This window comes from Pantoea sp. RSPAM1, from assembly GCF_038816185.1.
Classification (GTDB): Bacteria; Pseudomonadota; Gammaproteobacteria; order Enterobacterales; family Enterobacteriaceae; genus Pantoea; species Pantoea ananatis.
Genome location: NZ_CP046137.1, coordinates 4,397,803 through 4,414,853 on the forward strand (window position 1 = coordinate 4,397,803; position 17,051 = coordinate 4,414,853).

16 protein-coding genes are annotated in these 17,051 nt (G+C 53.5%); 4 read left to right on the forward strand and 12 right to left on the reverse strand.

Annotated elements, in window-relative coordinates:
- Positions 1–52: 52 nt before the first annotated feature.
- Positions 53–598 carry a single-stranded DNA-binding protein SSB1 gene (gene ssb1 / locus GKC68_RS21100; RefSeq protein ID WP_342656477.1) on the reverse strand — a complete coding sequence of 182 codons (546 nt, stop codon included), beginning with the start codon at positions 596–598 and terminating at the stop codon, positions 53–55.
- Positions 599–819: 221 nt separating this feature from the next.
- On the opposite strand from ssb1, the gene uvrA reads away from it, so the two are divergent.
- Both uvrA and GKC68_RS21110 read left to right on the forward strand, forming a co-directional pair.
- Positions 820–3,648 (forward strand): excinuclease ABC subunit UvrA, encoded by a 2,829-nt coding sequence (gene uvrA / locus GKC68_RS21105; protein WP_110983577.1) that lies wholly within the window; start codon positions 820–822, stop codon positions 3,646–3,648.
- A 512-nt stretch (positions 3,649–4,160) separates the two neighbouring features.
- Positions 4,161–5,225, forward strand: a complete 1,065-nt coding sequence (locus tag GKC68_RS21110; RefSeq protein WP_028722999.1) for an NAD(P)-dependent alcohol dehydrogenase — start codon at positions 4,161–4,163, stop codon at positions 5,223–5,225.
- A 38-nt stretch (positions 5,226–5,263) separates the two neighbouring features.
- Here GKC68_RS21110 and GKC68_RS21115 read toward each other — a convergent pair whose 3' ends face one another.
- The 6 genes from GKC68_RS21115 to dnaB form a co-directional block, all read right to left on the reverse strand.
- Positions 5,264–5,587, reverse strand: coding sequence for an MmcQ/YjbR family DNA-binding protein (locus tag GKC68_RS21115; protein ID WP_014606938.1), 324 nt, complete (start codon positions 5,585–5,587; stop codon positions 5,264–5,266).
- 2 nt (positions 5,588–5,589) lie between these two features.
- Complete coding sequence (locus GKC68_RS21120; protein ID WP_047714332.1) at positions 5,590–6,006, reverse strand: secondary thiamine-phosphate synthase enzyme YjbQ; 417 nt, start codon at positions 6,004–6,006, stop codon at positions 5,590–5,592.
- A 125-nt stretch (positions 6,007–6,131) separates the two neighbouring features.
- Positions 6,132–7,325: an amino acid aminotransferase gene (locus tag GKC68_RS21125; RefSeq protein WP_028723001.1), complete on the reverse strand. Its 1,194-nt coding sequence runs from the start codon at positions 7,323–7,325 to the stop codon at positions 6,132–6,134.
- Between the two features lie 41 nt (positions 7,326–7,366).
- A complete protein-coding gene (locus tag GKC68_RS21130) occupies positions 7,367–7,981 on the reverse strand; it encodes a YitT family protein (RefSeq protein ID WP_047714334.1) in 615 nt (204 codons plus the stop codon).
- A gap of 195 nt (positions 7,982–8,176) precedes the next feature.
- Complete coding sequence (locus tag GKC68_RS21135; protein WP_028723003.1) at positions 8,177–8,668, reverse strand: Lrp/AsnC family transcriptional regulator; 492 nt, start codon at positions 8,666–8,668, stop codon at positions 8,177–8,179.
- Between the two features lie 125 nt (positions 8,669–8,793).
- A complete protein-coding gene (gene dnaB, locus GKC68_RS21140) occupies positions 8,794–10,200 on the reverse strand; it encodes a replicative DNA helicase (protein WP_013024164.1) in 1,407 nt (468 codons plus the stop codon).
- Between the two features lie 96 nt (positions 10,201–10,296).
- Between dnaB and GKC68_RS21145 the strand changes: the two genes are divergently transcribed.
- A complete protein-coding gene (locus GKC68_RS21145; protein ID WP_342656478.1) occupies positions 10,297–11,280 on the forward strand; it encodes a quinone oxidoreductase in 984 nt (327 codons plus the stop codon).
- A 189-nt stretch (positions 11,281–11,469) separates the two neighbouring features.
- Here the strand turns inward: GKC68_RS21145 and pspG are convergent, their stop codons facing one another.
- From pspG to GKC68_RS21160, 3 genes are all read right to left on the reverse strand, one after another.
- On the reverse strand, positions 11,470–11,736 hold the full coding sequence (gene pspG / locus GKC68_RS21150; protein ID WP_047714335.1) for an envelope stress response protein PspG: 267 nt from the start codon (positions 11,734–11,736) through the stop codon (positions 11,470–11,472).
- A gap of 162 nt (positions 11,737–11,898) precedes the next feature.
- Positions 11,899–12,894 (reverse strand): tRNA dihydrouridine(20/20a) synthase DusA, encoded by a 996-nt coding sequence (dusA, locus tag GKC68_RS21155; RefSeq protein WP_047714336.1) that lies wholly within the window; start codon positions 12,892–12,894, stop codon positions 11,899–11,901.
- A gap of 98 nt (positions 12,895–12,992) precedes the next feature.
- Positions 12,993–14,264, reverse strand: a complete 1,272-nt coding sequence (locus tag GKC68_RS21160; protein WP_058706496.1) for a conjugal transfer protein TraF — start codon at positions 14,262–14,264, stop codon at positions 12,993–12,995.
- A 427-nt stretch (positions 14,265–14,691) separates the two neighbouring features.
- Between GKC68_RS21160 and zur the strand changes: the two genes are divergently transcribed.
- Positions 14,692–15,213, forward strand: a complete 522-nt coding sequence (gene zur / locus GKC68_RS21165; RefSeq protein ID WP_047714338.1) for a zinc uptake transcriptional repressor Zur — start codon at positions 14,692–14,694, stop codon at positions 15,211–15,213.
- Positions 15,214–15,283: 70 nt separating this feature from the next.
- Here zur and GKC68_RS21170 read toward each other — a convergent pair whose 3' ends face one another.
- Together GKC68_RS21170 and dinF are read right to left on the reverse strand one after the other, a co-directional pair.
- Positions 15,284–15,496: a CsbD family protein gene (locus GKC68_RS21170; protein WP_014606944.1), complete on the reverse strand. Its 213-nt coding sequence runs from the start codon at positions 15,494–15,496 to the stop codon at positions 15,284–15,286.
- Between the two features lie 171 nt (positions 15,497–15,667).
- Positions 15,668–16,990 carry an MATE family efflux transporter DinF gene (gene dinF / locus GKC68_RS21175; protein WP_047714339.1) on the reverse strand — a complete coding sequence of 441 codons (1,323 nt, stop codon included), beginning with the start codon at positions 16,988–16,990 and terminating at the stop codon, positions 15,668–15,670.
- Positions 16,991–17,051 lie beyond the last annotated feature (61 nt).

Consider the following 17,051-nt stretch of genomic DNA (forward strand, 5'->3'; position numbering starts at 1 on the left):
AAAGCCCCGGCAAGGGGCTTTTATCTGGTAGAGAAGCGACGCCGCGTTGTAATCAGAACGGAATGTCGTCGTCGAAATCCATCGGTGGTTCATTGTTGTTGCCGGCAGGTGCGCTTGGCTGCTGCTGCGGGCGAGACTGCGCGCCACCGCTAAACTGGTTGTTGTTCGCCTGCTGCGGTTGCTGAGGCTGGCCCCAACCGTTGTTATTGCCCTGGCCGCCGCCTGCTGCTGGCGCGTTACCGCCCTGCTGACGTCCACCCAACATTTGCATGGTGCCGCCGACGTTAACCACGACTTCGGTGGTGTAACGTTCCTGGCCGCCCTGATCCTGCCATTTACGGGTACGCAGCTGGCCTTCAATATAGACCTGAGAGCCTTTACGCAGGTATTCACCCGCCACTTCCGCCAGCTTGCCAAACAGCACTACGCGGTGCCATTCAGTGATTTCTTTGTTTTCACCGGTCTGCTTATCGCGCCAGCTTTCCGACGTAGCCAGCGTAATGTTGGCGACAGCGCCACCATTTGGCATGTAACGTACTTCCGGATCCTGACCCAGATTCCCGACAAGAATCACTTTGTTAACGCCACGACTGGCCATGTTGCTGTCTCCCGATGAATTTTTACGTAAGTCTACGCGATCAATTCTAACACGTCCCGCGCCTGGTTTCCCACTTTAGAGCGGTGTTCCATTTTTATCATCCGCCTTAAGAGGCAAAAAACTACTGGATATTTGTTCAGTCTATTTTTTGTGCCATAATGATGCGTTTCTTCTGGCCGTGTCGTAGGGCGCGGTGAGTGCTGCTAATCCGGGAAAGGTGAATGGATAAGATCGAAGTTCGTGGTGCCCGCACCCATAATTTGAAAAACATCAACCTGACTATTCCTCGCGACAAACTCATTGTGGTGACGGGCCTGTCAGGTTCCGGTAAGTCCTCTCTGGCGTTTGATACGCTGTATGCGGAAGGTCAGCGCCGCTATGTGGAGTCGCTCTCTGCCTATGCGCGCCAGTTTCTTTCTTTAATGGAGAAACCGGACGTCGATCATATCGAGGGGCTGTCACCGGCGATCTCCATTGAGCAAAAGTCTACCTCGCACAACCCACGATCCACGGTGGGGACGATCACGGAGATTCACGACTATTTGCGTCTGCTGTTTGCCCGTGTGGGTGAACCGCGCTGTCCGGATCATGACGTGCCGCTGGCGGCACAGACGGTCAGCCAGATGGTCGATCAGGTGCTCGAACAGCCTGAAGGCCGCCGCCTGATGCTGCTGGCGCCGGTCGTGAAAGATCGTAAAGGCGAACACACCAAAACGCTGGAGAATCTGGCGGCCCAGGGCTATATCCGCGCCAGAATCGACGGCGAGGTGTGCGATCTTTCCGATCCGCCCAAGCTGGAACTGCAGAAAAAACACACCATCGAAGTCGTTATTGACCGCTTTAAAGTGCGTGAAGATCTGGCGACGCGCCTTGCCGAGTCGTTTGAAACCGCGCTTGAACTGTCTGGCGGTACAGCAATTGTTGCTGACATGGACGATGCTGATGCGGAAGAACTGCTGTTTTCAGCTAACTTTGCCTGTCCGATTTGTGGATACAGCATGAGTGAGCTGGAACCGCGCCTGTTCTCGTTCAATAACCCCGCCGGGGCCTGCCCAACCTGTGACGGTCTGGGCGTGCAGCAATATTTCGATCCCGATCGCGTGGTGCAAAATGCTGAGCTGTCGCTGGCCGGTGGCGCTATTCGCGGCTGGGATCGGCGTAATTTTTACTATTTCCAGATGCTGCGCTCGCTGTCTGAACACCTTAAGTTTGATATCGAAGCGCCATTCAGCAGCCTGCCAGATAACGTTCGCAACGTGATCCTGTATGGATCCGGCAAAGAGAACATTGAGTTTAAATATATTAACGATCGGGGGGATACCTCGATTCGCCGCCATCCGTTCGAAGGCGTGCTGAATAATATGGAGCGCCGTTATAAAGAGACGGAATCCTCTGCAGTGCGCGAAGAGCTGGCGAAGTTTATCAGCAACCGGGCCTGCGCAAGCTGCGAAGGCACGCGTTTGCGCCGCGAAGCGCGCCACGTGTATGTTGAAAACACGACGTTGCCCACTATTTCAGAGATGAGTATTGGGCACGCCATGTCATTTTTTGAAAACCTGAAACTGAGTGGCCAGCGGGCTAAAATCGCCGAGAAAGTGCTGAAAGAGATTGGCGATCGCCTGAGTTTTCTGGTCAACGTTGGCCTGAATTATCTGTCGATGTCGCGCTCCGCTGAAACGCTCTCCGGCGGTGAAGCTCAGCGTATTCGCCTGGCCAGTCAGATCGGTGCCGGCCTGGTCGGCGTTATGTACGTGCTGGATGAGCCCTCCATTGGCCTGCATCAGCGTGATAACGAGCGCCTGCTTGGTACGCTGATTCACCTGCGCGATTTGGGTAACACCGTCATTGTGGTCGAGCATGACGAGGATGCGATTCGTGCCGCCGACCACGTTATTGATATCGGCCCTGGCGCTGGCGTACACGGTGGTTCGATTGTCGCGGAAGGAACCGTCGATCAGATTATGGCTGAAGAGGCCTCCCTGACCGGTCAGTTCCTCAGTGGTAAACGCGAAATCGCCGTGCCCGCTGAGCGGGTGAAAGGCGATCCGTCTAAGGTGTTGAAAATTACCGGCGCGCGGGGTAATAACCTTAAGGATGTCACCTTAACCCTGCCTGTCGGCCTGTTTACCTGTATTACCGGCGTATCCGGTTCAGGTAAATCGACGCTCATCAATGATACGCTGTTCCCGATTGCACAGCGCGCCCTGAACGGCGCAACGATAGCCGAACCGGCACCGTACCGCGACGTCGCTGGACTGGAACACTTCGATAAAGTTATCGATATCGACCAAAGCCCTATCGGCCGTACGCCGCGCTCCAACCCGGCCACTTATACCGGTATTTTCACGCCGGTACGTGAGCTGTTTGCCGGTGTCCCTGAGTCCCGCTCTCGCGGTTACAATCCCGGCCGCTTCAGCTTTAACGTCCGTGGCGGACGCTGCGAAGCCTGCCAGGGTGACGGCGTAATTAAGGTTGAAATGCACTTTCTGCCGGATATCTATGTGCCGTGCGATCAGTGCAAAGGCAAACGCTATAACCGTGAAACGCTGGAGATTAAATACAAAGGCAAAAGCATTCACGAAGTGCTGGAAATGACCATTGAAGAAGCCCGTGAGTTCTTTGATGCTGTTCCGGCGCTGGCGCGTAAGCTGCAAACGCTGATGGATGTAGGTTTATCCTATATCCGTCTGGGCCAGTCAGCGACGACACTCTCCGGTGGTGAAGCCCAGCGTGTGAAGCTGGCGCGTGAATTATCGAAACGCGGTACCGGCCAGACGCTGTATATTCTGGATGAACCGACCACCGGGTTGCACTTTGCCGATATTCAGCAGTTGCTGGAAGTCCTGCACCAGCTGCGCGATCAGGGCAACACGATTGTGGTGATCGAACACAATCTTGACGTGATTAAAACGGCGGACTGGATTGTCGATTTGGGCCCTGAGGGTGGCAGCGGCGGCGGCGAAATTCTGGTATCAGGTACGCCAGAAACCGTGTCAAACTGCGAGAAATCGCATACCGCGCGCTTCCTGAAGCCCTTACTGGAAAAATAAAAGGACGCCGCAACGGATAACGTTGCGGCCTTCTTTAACTGCACTTATCCCTTCATTAGGTCAGGCAAGAATGGCAAGGGATCTCCTCATCCTCTGTTTCTGACACGACCTTACTCAACGCCGCGGCAGCGACGTTCACATTACTGGCCATTTTTCACGAACTGATGTTGTGATCTTCCGGCCAGGCAACCGTAAATCAGGAGAAGGCCGATGGCGCATCGCCATCAGCGGTAGCGCTGAGAAATGGCATAGCCGTTTTTCAGGCCACCTTTGAGCGGAGGCGTGACTGACAAGCAGCACGCCTCTGGGGCTTTTTTTTATTGCTGTTCTGTTTACCCTGAGAAATGCAGGATCAGGCAAGATTCAGACACGTATAGGCATATACGCTTTTCAATCCCCTGACTATCCTTAATCCGTTCCTCTTTGGTACGCCCCTGGCGTCACCTTCTTGCTGCGCGCTTTACGCTGCGGCGTTGATCAAAAAATCACGACACACCTTAACTGGAGACACCATGAACATTACCCATGCGTATGCTGCTCAGGATGCAAAATCCAAACTGGCACCGTTTGATTTCAAACCGCGTGAGCTTCGTGCTCGTGACGTACAGCTTGAAGTGCTGTTCTGTGGCGTTTGTCACTCTGACTTGCATCAGGCACGCAATGAGTGGAAAAACACAATTTTCCCAGTGGTACCGGGGCACGAGATTGTCGGTCGCGTTACCGCTGTTGGTCCTGAGACCCAAAAATACAAAGTGGGCGATTTGGTCGGCGTCGGCTGCCTGGTGGATTCCTGCCGTAGCTGTCCGAGCTGTCAGGAAGGGCTGGAGCAGTATTGTGAAAATGGCTTTGTCGGCACCTACAACGGTGAAGATCGCTTAACAGGAGCTATTACCTATGGCGGCTACTCCACCTCAATGGTGGTCGATGAAGACTTTGTACTGCGTATTCCTGCAAATCTTGAACTGGCAGGCGTGGCACCGCTGCTGTGTGCCGGCATTACGACCTATTCGCCGCTGCGCCACTGGAATGTAGGCCCCGGTAAAAAAGTTGGCATCGTCGGTTTGGGTGGCCTGGGTCATATGGGCGTGAAAATTGCGCATGCTATGGGCGCGCATGTCGTGCTGTTCACCACCTCTCCGTCCAAAATCGAAGACGGTAAACGCCTGGGCGCGGACGAAGTGGTGATCTCAAAAGATGCCGACCAGATGGCTCAGCATGCTAACAGCTTTGATTTTATCCTGAATACCGTCGCCGCCCAGCACGACCTCAACCCGTTTATCACCCTGCTGAAGCGCGACGGGAATATGACCCTTGTGGGCGCACCTGAGCACGACCACCCGGCACCACAGGTTTTCAATCTGATCTTTAAACGCCGCAGTATTGCCGGTTCACTGATTGGCGGCATTGCAGAAACCCAGGAAATGCTGGATTTCTGTGGCGAGCATGGCATTACCTCAGATATCGAGCTGATTGCGATGAATCAGATCAACGACGCCTACGAACGTATGCTGAAAAGCGACGTAAAATACCGCTTTGTTATTGATATCAATACGCTGCGTGATGAATCAGCGGCATAACGACGCCGTTTGCCCTTTTCCACCCTGGGAAAGGGCCGTTATCGTCCGGCATCGGCCTGCTGAAAAGAGGCGTCCACCAGATAATAGATTTGCGAATCTTTCAACGTGCCATCCAGAAACAGCGTATTCCAGTGGGATTTATTCAGGTGTTCACTGGGGAACACATCGCTGTGCTCTTCCCGCATCAGTTCGGCCAGTGCAGGCGTCGACTTTAACGATACCGCCGGACGCCCTTTTACCTCGTGAACCATGGCAAACAGTACGCCGTTGCTTTTGATCTGCGTGGCCTTCCAGTCGCTATGTACGCTCTGTTCGGCGCCGGGTTTGTTCATGCAATAGGTCAGTAACTCCGAATTATTCATTATCATTCCCCTTGTAAGGTGGCAACGATACGCCGGGCACCGCCGTGAATGCGATGCTCACCCAACCAAATCCCCTGCCAGGTGCCTAATACCAGCTGACCGCGCTGCACGGGCAATGTCAGCGATACGCCGAGACTGGACGATTTAATGTGCGCGGGCATATCGTCACGACCTTCATAGTCATGCTGATAAGGTGCGTCTTCCGGGACGTGGCGCATGAAATGCTGCTCCATATCATGTCGAACCGTAGGATCGCAGTTTTCATTCAACGTTAGTGAGGCTGAAGTATGTTGCAACAGCAAATGCACCAGTCCCGTTCTGATATCACGTAATCCCGTCAACTGCTGCACGATTTCGTCCGTGACCAGATGAAAACCACGAGATTTCGCGCTTAAGATCAACGTTTGTTGATGCCACATAATTTTTTCCCTGAATCTGTCAGACCATTTAAGTGTGCAGAATGTGGCGCAAAGGTAAACCCGAAGCCTGAAAATAAAAAAGCCGCCAGACAATGCTGGCGGCTAAAACCTGTGACGGCTGTAAATTACATGACCGCGGCGAACGCTTCTGCAACCTGGTGAACGTTTTTACTGTTGAGACCAGCCACGCACATACGACCGCTGCCGACCAGATACACACCAAACTCTTCGCGCAGACGATCCACCTGCTGCGCGCTCAGGCCGGTATAGCTGAACATGCCGCGTTGCTTTAACAGGTAGTCGAAGCGCTTGCCCGGTAATGCCGTGCTCAGCACCTGCACCAGCGCCTGACGCATGTCGATAATACGCAGGCGCATCGCTTCCACTTCTGCCAGCCAGTTTGCTTTCAAAGCCGCGTCGTTCAGGACTCTTGCCACAACCTGCGCACCAAAATTCGGCGGGCTGGAGTAGTTACGACGCACGGTCGCTTTTAACTGACCCAGAACACGGCTGGACTCTTCAGCGCTGTCGCACACAATGGACAACCCACCGACGCGTTCGCCATAGAGCGAGAAAATTTTCGAGAAGGAGTTGCTGACCAGCGCAGGCAGGCCTGCGGCGGCAACCGCACGCATCGCGTAAGCATCCTCTTCCATTCCGGCACCGAAACCCTGATAGGCGATATCAAGAAACGGGATCAGTTCCTGCGCTTTCAACACCGCGACGGTTTCGTCCCACTGAGCATTGGTCAGGTCGGCGCCGGTGGGGTTGTGGCAGCACGGATGCAACAGCACGATGCTCTGCTTTGGCAAGGTTTTCAGCGTGTTGAGGAAGGCCTCAAAGCGCACGCCGTGGGTGTCAGGATCGTACCAGGGATAGGTCTTCACCTCAAAACCGGCACCGCTAAAAATGGCAACATGGTTCTCCCAGGTCGGATCGCTAACCCAGACGTTTGACTGCGGAAAATAGCGCTTGAGAAAATCCGCGCCCACTTTCAGCGCGCCCGAACCGCCTAATGTCTGGATGGATGCCACATGTCCCGCTTTTAGCACCGGATGATCGGCACCAAATAACAACGGGGCAATCGCGTTGCGGTAGGGACTCAATCCTTCCATTGGCAGATAAAGCGAAGCCTGCTGCGGCTCGGCACGCAACTGTTCCTCAGCGTCGGCCACGGCCTGTAGCTGAGGAATGATGCCTTGCTCGTTGTAATAAAGCCCAATACTCAGGTTCACTTTATGCTCGCGCGGGTCCTGTTTAAAGGCTTCCATCAGCGACAAAATCGGGTCGCCAGCATAGGCATCAACGTTTTGGAACACGGTGCAGATCTCCATGGTTGGTCTAGAAATAAAAGGGGCCACTAAACCCTGTACCGCCCGGGGCGATGGTTCATTGCGATAATCACATTAAGGACCACCGCGCCTGCCACAGACGCGAGCAACATTGGCAGGCTGACGACAAAAAGTGACGCCAGCACGACGCAGGTATCTACCGCCATTTGCAGTTTACCTGCGCGGATATCGAAACGATCCTGTAACCACAGCGCCAGAATATTGATTCCACCCAGGCTGGCTTTGTGACGAAACAACACTATAAACCCAATCCCCATGATGACGTTACCGAACAATGCCGCATAAAAAGGATTCAGCGCGGAAAAATGCATAAATAACGGATGCAGGTGGGTAAAAAGCGACACCAGTCCGACGGCACTGAACGTTTTCAGGGTAAATTCCCAGCCCATCCGTTTTACGGCCAGCCAGTAAAACGGGATGTTAATAAGAAAAAAGGCGCTGCCAAACGTCATGGGCGACAGGTAGCTGATTAAAAACGCGAGGCCTGCCGTGCTGCCGGTCAGCGCGCCCGCCTGCTTCAGCATAATCACGCCGAACGACACCATTAACGTGCCGAGCAGAATCGCAAGCGCATCCTCAAGTCGGGAGTGGGGAATATGAGCGGGTTGTACAATGTTATCCATGGTGCTGTCTCAGTACGGGTAATGACGCACTGATGCAATAACTGCGCCAGCCTGGCTGCGCTGGCAACAGATTGAGAGAATATCACTGTTCTCGCTTGTTCGGACGGGTACGCTTGTGCAACACAGACTTATTTTATGCACAGATAGCGCAAAATAAGGCGGTTTACCGCGTTTAATCTGCACCAAAATGGCACATCATGCGCTTTTTTGGCGCACAGCCGGTTCCGCACTCATCATCAGGCCATTCTCTTTCAGTCTGCCTAGCACGACCGACGTTTTGATATGGGAAACGCTTTGGTGCCCGGCTAAAAGCTGACTGATTAACGCACTGAGCGAGGCTAAGTCAGCTACCGCGACTTTAAGCAGATAGTCAGCATCGCCGGTCGTTTTATAAGCATCAACAATGGCCTCTTCCCGTTCTACCATTTGATGAAAGCTCTCAACATAGTCGGCGGTATGGTTGATCAGGCGCACTTCGATTAGCCCAATCATGCCAAGACCGACGGCGTCGGGCGACAAACGCGCATGATAGCCAAGAATAAGGTTTGCCTGTTCAAGATTGATACGGCGGCGTGAGCATTGCGATGCAGAAAGACCCACTAAATCACTGAGTTCCTGATTAGTCAGGCGGCCATTGGATTGTAACAGAGTGAGGATTTTCAGATCGTAATCGTCTACATGAGTCATGCTGTTTCCATCGCGTAAAGTGTTGCTTTACTACAGATAACCCGATTATCTGCAGGCTTGTCCAACACTATTTCGCACGGCGGGGGCCGACATGCACAGATCGTGCATGTCCGCACACAGCAGCATTACTCGTCGTCGTATTGCGGCCCAGCGTAGTTATCGAAACGCGACCACTGACCGTTGAAGGTGAGACGAACGGTACCGATGGGGCCGTTACGCTGCTTACCCAGGATGATCTCGGCAATCCCTTTAAGATCGCTGTTTTCGTGGTAGACCTCATCGCGATAGATAAACATGATCAAGTCAGCATCCTGCTCGATCGATCCGGATTCACGCAGATCGGAGTTCACCGGGCGTTTATCTGCGCGCTGCTCCAGAGAGCGATTTAACTGGGATAAGGCCACCACCGGCACATTCAGCTCTTTTGCCAGCGCTTTGAGTGAACGCGAAATCTCTGCGATTTCCAGCGTACGGTTATCTGACAGTGCCGGTACGCGCATCAGCTGCAGGTAGTCGATCATAATCAGGCTCAGTCCACCGTTCTCACGGTAGATACGACGCGCGCGCGAACGCACTTCGGTTGGCGTCAGGCCAGAAGAATCATCGATATACATATTCTTCTTTTCCAGCAGGATGCCCATGGTGCCTGAAATCCGTGCCCAGTCTTCATCGTCGAGCTGGCCGGTACGAATGCGCGTTTGATCCACGCGCGACAAGGAAGCCAGCATACGCATCATGATCTGCTCGCTGGGCATTTCCAGACTGAAGATCAGAACCGGCTTGTCCTGCAGCATCGCGGCATTTTCGCACAGGTTCATGGCAAAGGTGGTTTTACCCATAGACGGACGGGCAGCCACAATAATCAGGTCTGACCGTTGAAGCCCGGCGGTTTTCTTATTCAGGTCCTGGTAGCCGGTATCCACTCCGGTGACACCATCATGCGGCGTCTGATACAGCGACTCAATGCGAGAAACGGTCGCTTCAAGAATCTGCTCGATGTTCTTTGGGCCGTCATCTTTATTGGCCCGCGCCTCTGCAATCTTAAATACGTTGGACTCAGCAAAATCCAGCAGATCTTCACTGCTGCGCCCTTGCGGATCGTAACCGGCATCGGCGATCTGATTTGCCACAGCGATCATTTCGCGCACCACGGCGCGTTCGCGCACGATATCGGCATAAGCGCCGATGTTCGCAGCACTGGGCGTATTTTTGGCCAGCTCAGCCAGATAGGCGAAACCGCCTGCCATTTCCAGTTCGCCCCGCGTTTCGAGCGATTCTGACAGGGTGATCAGATCGATTGGCTTACTGTTTTCCAGCAGGCGCTGCATCTCGGAAAAAATCAGACGGTGCGAGCGATTAAAGAAATCATTAGCCACGACGCGTTCGGACACATTGTCCCAGCGCTCGTTATCCAGCATTAACCCACCCAGTACCGATTGCTCCGCTTCCAGCGAATGCGGCGGCATTTTCACGCCTTCTAACTGGCGATCCTGCGTTTCGTTCGATTTGTTGGTGGGTTTATTTCCTGCCATAGTGAATGCATTACCGATCTTCTGTGGGGACGCGCAAGTATACCTCAGTTAAGGGGCGCGCCTCACCCTCATGATGAAACAATCACAGGAGTAAGAATGGCAAAGCGTATTCAGTTCAACGCACACGGCGGTCCCGAGGTCTTAAACTGGGTCGATTTTGAGCTTGCCGATCCCACCGAGCATGAAATCCAGGTAGAGAATCGCGCGATTGGTATTAACTATATTGATACCTACGTGCGCAGCGGCCTGTATCCAACGGGCCATTTTCCCTCGGGGCTGGGCACCGAGGCGGCCGGTGTCGTCACCCGCGTCGGTTCGGCCGTTACGCGCTTTACGCCCGGCGATCGCGTCGTATATTGCCAGGCGGCGCTGGGCGCTTACAGTGAACGTCACAATGTAGCTGAAGAGCGCCTGATGCTGTTACCGGATGCAATTAGCTTTGAGCAGGCAGCCGCCAGTTTCCTCAAAGGCCTGACCACACAGTATCTGCTTCGTCAGACCTACAAGGTAAAACCGGACGAAACCTTCCTGTTTCATGCCGCGGCCGGTGGGGTTGGGCTGATTGCCTGCCAGTGGGCGAAAGCGCTTGGCGCACACCTGATTGGCACCGTCGGCTCTGCAGAAAAAGCGGCGCGGGCAAAAAACGCCGGCGCCTGGGCCACCATTAACTACCAGCAAGAAGATATTGCCAAGCGCGTCATGGAACTGACCGCAGGCGAAAAGGTTGGCGTGGTCTATGACTCCGTGGGTAAAGCGACCTGGGAGGCCTCGCTCGACTGTCTGCGCCGTCAGGGGCTGATGGTGAGCTTTGGTAATGCTTCGGGTCCGGTGACCAATATCGATCTCAGTATCCTGAACAAAAAGGGATCGTTGTTCGTTACCCGGCCCTCCCTGTTTGGTTACATCACCAATCGCCAGGAACTGGAGACAGCCAGCGCTGAGCTGTTTTCTTTGCTGGCCAGCGGTGCGATTAAGGTCGATGTGCCAGAACAGCAACAATTTGCCCTTAAAGACGCCAGTAAGGCACATCAGGTGCTGGAAAGCCGGGCCACGCACGGATCGAGCCTGTTAATCCCGTGAAATAAAAAGGGCTTCCCGCAGGAAGCCCTTCTTTTATTTTTCATTCGCACTGATGTAGGGGCAGAAGCGATGAAGAGATGAAGAGATGACGAAATCACGCGAGCCATCCTGACAGAAAACATAAGTAAAAAGTATGATCCGCAGCCATTATCTTACCGGCAATCTCTTAACCTGTGATCTCGCCCACATTTAGTACCGGCCATCTCTTTCCAGCCGGCTGAAGCGACGTTTGAGCCTGTTGCGTCGACGCGTGTCTTCATCAGTAAAAAAGCGGCGATAAAGCCACACCGCTGCCACCACCAGGATGAGCCAGGGCAGAACGTGTACGATAAGCGCAAACACGCCACCGATAAACATCACCACCGTCGCGACGATCAGGGCAGCAATGACGCCTGACAGCGACACGCCGGTGAATAACAGCATCAGGAAAAAACCCAATACAAAAAGTATGTCCATTTTGGTGCTCCTCATTATCAATAGATTATCTATTACAAGAAACGTGCCAAAGGTTAACTTTTTGATTTTAAATAAGATAACAGGATAGCCCCAGCCCAATGATGATGAAATTCACTACATTATGGTGTTAAAAAAACCAGCCTGATGGCTGGTTTGGCAGAACTAGGCTTCCTGAGGAATTTTGTCGGCGACCAACGCCAGCGCCGCCTCTAGCACGCGGACATCAGCGCCAGGTTTGTGCGCATTTTCACTAAGATGACGACGCCACTGACGTGCTCCAGGAATGCCCTGGAACAGGCCCAACATATGGCGCGTGACATGGCCGAGATAGGTGCCTTTCGACAGTTCTGCCTCGATATAAGGATACATCGCGCGCACCACCGCAACCGGATCGACAGCAGGACGGTCGCGGCCAAATAATTCACGATCCACCTGTGCGAGGATACCGGGGTTTTGATAGGCTTCGCGGCCCATCATAACGCCATCCAAGTGCTGAAGATGCGTTTTCGCTTCTTCAAGCGTTTTAACGCCGCCGTTAATCGCAATCGTTAACTGAGGAAAATCGCGTTTTAACTGGTAAACCCGTGGATAGTCCAGCGGTGGGATCTCACGGTTCTCTTTCGGGCTGAGTCCGGAAAGCCAGGCTTTGCGGGCATGGATAATGAAGGTGTCACAGCCACCGCGTTCGGCAACCGTGCCGATAAAGTCGGTAAGGAAAGCATAGCTGTCCTGATCGTCAATCCCGATGCGCGTTTTAACCGTTACCGGAATACTCACGACATCGCGCATCGCTTTGATGCCGTCAGCCACTAAGCCAGCTTCCGCCATCAGGCAGGCGCCAAAACGACCATTCTGTACCCGATCTGACGGGCAACCGACATTGAGGTTCACCTCATCGTAACCGCGCTGCTCTGCCAGCGCCGCACACTGCGCCAGCGCTGTCGGGTCGCTGCCGCCCAACTGCAATGCGACCGGGTGCTCCTGCTCGCTGTATGCCAGATAATCGCCTTTGCCATGAATAATCGCGCCCGTTGTTACCATCTCGGTATACAGCAGCGTGTCAGCCGTAAGCTGGCGATGGAAATAGCGACAGTGACGGTCAGTCCAGTCGAGCATGGGGGCAATGGAGAAGCGTTGGGAAGAAAAAGTATCTGTCATGAAGCGCAGTCGGTCCGGTGGTTAACAGTGATGATATTCTGCGCAAGGATAGCATAAGGGCGGGCGACAAGGTATCGCCCGCCCGTGAATGGCGGAGATTAGAAATTAAATCCGAGCTGAGCCATCGCGCCCCAGGTATTGTTTTGGCCTACCGAACCCGCCAGATCCAGGTGCACAGAATTATTGAATGGTGACAGGCCGAAACCGGCTGTGGCTACGTTTTCATCAGTCGAACGCATGTCCGCGCGGTAACCAGCACGTAACTGCAGCCAGTCCAGTACACGGTATTCCGCACCGACGCCAGCGTACTGGCTGTTTTCCTGCGATTTAAAACGGTGGGTTTCAGTCAGATCAACATCGCCTGTCAACGTAACGGGACCTTTATCCCATGCCAGACCCGCTGTGACTAACGGCCGGATTTCGTAAGTATCGCGATAACCGTTCACTTCTTTCGTTTCCAGATCGCGGGAAACCAGGTTTTGTCCGGTCACGCCCAGCGTCCAGTTTTCAGCAAAAACTGTCGCCATGCCGGCATCAATGTTGAAGCCACTTTCCGTGCTGCGGTAACGGCCATCGCGTAAATCGTTTTTGTCATAGTTATAGACGCTGGCAGAATAGTTATACAGCCAGGTTTTTTGCAGCTTGGGTGTAATGCCAATTGAAACAGGCTGACCGGCGATGGTGAATTCATGCGCAACGGCGATACCGTAATCCGTATTTAGTGCAGCCAGCCCATTGGCACTGGAACCCAGCAAGTTTTGGACATTAGCCAGCCCAAAGGGACCGCCAGGAATACCTGCAAAGGTGCCATCAGCAACGCCCTGCAGTATGACAATGTCACCCTCTTTCACGTTTGCGCGTACATGTGCTGTACCGTAAGCCTTAGTCACAAAAGCAAAAGGCAGGGTCTCGTTAGGGATGGTGACGGCGATTGCCACGCCCGCTGTGGCATTGGCTTTGTTACCGCGTAAGTCCCGGAGCGTATTCGCTAAGTCGCCTGACGCCGCCTGTATCTCAGGAATACGACGCAACAGCTCAAACCCCGATGCATTTTTGAACAGATCCTGATAGCGATTCACTGTGTCAGTGATGTTATCGATCTTATCGACCATCTTGTCTTTGTCGCTGATTTGCACACCGGCACTGGGAAGAATGATGCTGACATCGTCATCAGGTTTCGCTTTGGTCATTAAGGCCGGGTTGGCCAGAACGGCTGATCCGTAGGTCGAGGACGCCACGCCTGTTCCACCCATGGCATCGTTACGGGCATCATACCAGGTGCCTGCGGCCAGCGCGGAAGATGAAAAAACCAGGGCATTGAACACTGCAGGAAAAACAAGAACGGAACGTGGTACGGTTAATTTTGCCATTTGCTTATCATCACCTGAAATATTGCCGTCAAAACATTAACGACTGAATAGTTTGTTAGCTCCATTGTGGAGGATTGCTAACGCTTTATTGCTGTGAATTCAGAGTAAATAGTGGCGCAATTCCGTGGATTGATTATTTTTCGATCCGATATGTGCAGTTACCGCCAGAAAAGCTTCAGGCAAATCCGGTCTGAGCCAGCACTTTATTAAGAACATTTAAACATTAGTGCTTAACTCAGTGAGATGTAAAGTAAAAGTAAAAAATATCTATAAACATTCTGAAATACACTGGCCTCAGGCGGGCTGTTGGCGGGGGGATAACAGGGGTAAAAGCGGGCAAAAAGGCAGGCCTGGGGACTCTGGCGAGGTTCAACGTCAACATAATTATTGTGATAAGATAACATCACCTGTCCAGCGGAGAACTTTCATGTCAACCATGACGCCAGAGCAAATTATGACCCAGGCTGAGAAGCTGTGTTTACAGCGCGGTGTTCGCCTGACAACACAGCGAGCAGAGGTGCTGAGGTTGATGGCCGGACAGCCTGGCTCAATCAGTGCCTATGATCTGCTGGATCAGCTGCGGGTTAGCGAGCCACAGGCAAAACCGCCCACCGTTTATCGCGCGCTGGATTTCCTGCTGGAGCAGGGATTTATTCATCGGGTGGAATCAAATAACAGCTACGTAATGTGCCATCACTTCGAAGCACCTGCGCACACGTCGGTTATGCTGGTATGCGATCGCTGTGCCGGCGTGACCGAAAAGCAGGCTCAGGGCGCGGAGCAGATCATCGCCTCTTTGGCTGAGGAAGCCCGTTTTGTCCTCAGAAATAGCGTGATCGAAGCGCACGGCTTATGCGAGAACTGTGCTGAAGTTGAGGCGTGTGAACAGCATGAACATTGCGATCACGACCATCATACTGAAGGGAAAAAGCGCGGTAAGCGGAGCTAGTTTGCACATCCTTGTGCGGTGGCCGGCATGAGCGTACCGACCCGGGTAGGAGCGTCCCTGAAAAGCGTGATTACCAGCGGTAATCTTTATTAGAACCTTCCCAGGCCGTTACTTCCTTCTCCGCTTCTTCTTTTGCGTAGCCGTAACGTTCCTGGATTTTACCGACCAGCTGATCGCGTTTCCCTTCGATGACTTGCATGTCATCATCGGTCAGCTTGCCCCATTTCTCTTTCATTTTTCCTTTGAACTGTTTCCAGTTACCACTCGCTTCGTCTTTATTCATTGCAGACCTCCACGTTATCCTTCGGTTTCGCATTATCTTGCAGTTAAGCAAAATCACGATATAAAGCGCTGGTCATCAGCGCCATTCAAAGTTAATTGTAGTAGGTAATTTCAGATTTGCCGGAAAAAATGAAAATATTATGTATCCTGCGTCATAATTCCGGTTAAGCGGTCAGGCATTGAACCAGGTGCCATTACGCCAGTGCTTCCGCCAGACCAGCCATAGGGATAAGCCACGCAGGGCCAGGAAAACGGCGATAGCCAGCCACAAACCATGGTTGCCCAGCCAAGGCAGTGTCGTGAGCGTCAGGAAATACCCCAGCGCAGCCACTGCCATGCTGTTACGCATTTCTCTGCCCCGCGTGGCGCCAATGAACATGCCATCCAGCAGATAGCACCAGACGCCGATCAGCGGTAACACCGTCTGCCAAATCAGAAAACTATCGGCCGCCTCTTGCAGTGCACGAATCGAAGTCAGCAAAGTCACGATCTGATAGCCAAAAAAAGCATAGGCCAGCGAGAAAAACAGCGCCACTAACAGGGCCTGGCGACAGGCAGACAACCATACCTGCTGCAGTCGGCTACCGTCTTTTGCCCCGTGTGCCTCGCCAGCAAAAGCCTCGACGGCGTAGGCAAAGCCGTCCAGAGCATAAGCGGTAAAAGTAATAAACATCAACAGGATAGCATTTACCGCTACCACGTCCGGGCCAATACGGGCCCCCAGTACGGTCAGCGAGGCAAAGCAGAGCTGCAAGAGCAATGAGCGCAGTAAGATATCGCGGTTAAGGCGAAGAAGGCGATGAATATCGCCACGCCAGCTGCGGGCAAGCATATCAAACGTGATGCCACGGAGCCTTAATACGCGCCACACCATCGCCATACCGACCAGCAACGTCACATATTCTGCCAGCGCGGTGGCGGTGGCAGCACCGGCCACGCCCCAGTGCAGGCCCAGAACCAACCAAAGATCTAACAAGATATTGATGACATTACCCACCACCAGCAGGATGACGGGTGCCCGGGCATACTGAACGCCCAGCAGCCAGCCCAGAATCACCAGGTTAGCCAGCGTTGCGGGCGCGCTGAGCCAGCGAATATGAATAAACAGGGCAGCCTGTTCCAGCACCGACGGATCCCCACCGACAAAACGGGTCGCCAGTGCGGTGACGGGATAGCGGAGAAAGATAAACAGGATGCCGACCACCAGGGCGATGATCAGTGGCTGTGTCAGCGCACGCGCCAGCGCGGTCTTATCGCCCGCACCGAATGCCTGTGCCGTTAAGCCCGTAGTACTCATGCGTAGAAAAAGCAGCAACATGAAGACAAAGCTGGTGACGGTTGTGCCGACGGCGACGCCGCCCAGATAGATCGGACTGTCAAGATGACCAATAACGGCTGTATCGACCAGGCCGAGCAAAGGAACCGTAATATTTGACAGGATCATGGGCAGCGCTAACCGCCACAGTTTTTTATCGGTAGCCGTCAGAAAGCGCATTCGTGAATCCGTGCGATTAACCGCCGGGGTTTCAGGTCAACCCGCAGCGGAAGAGTAAGGA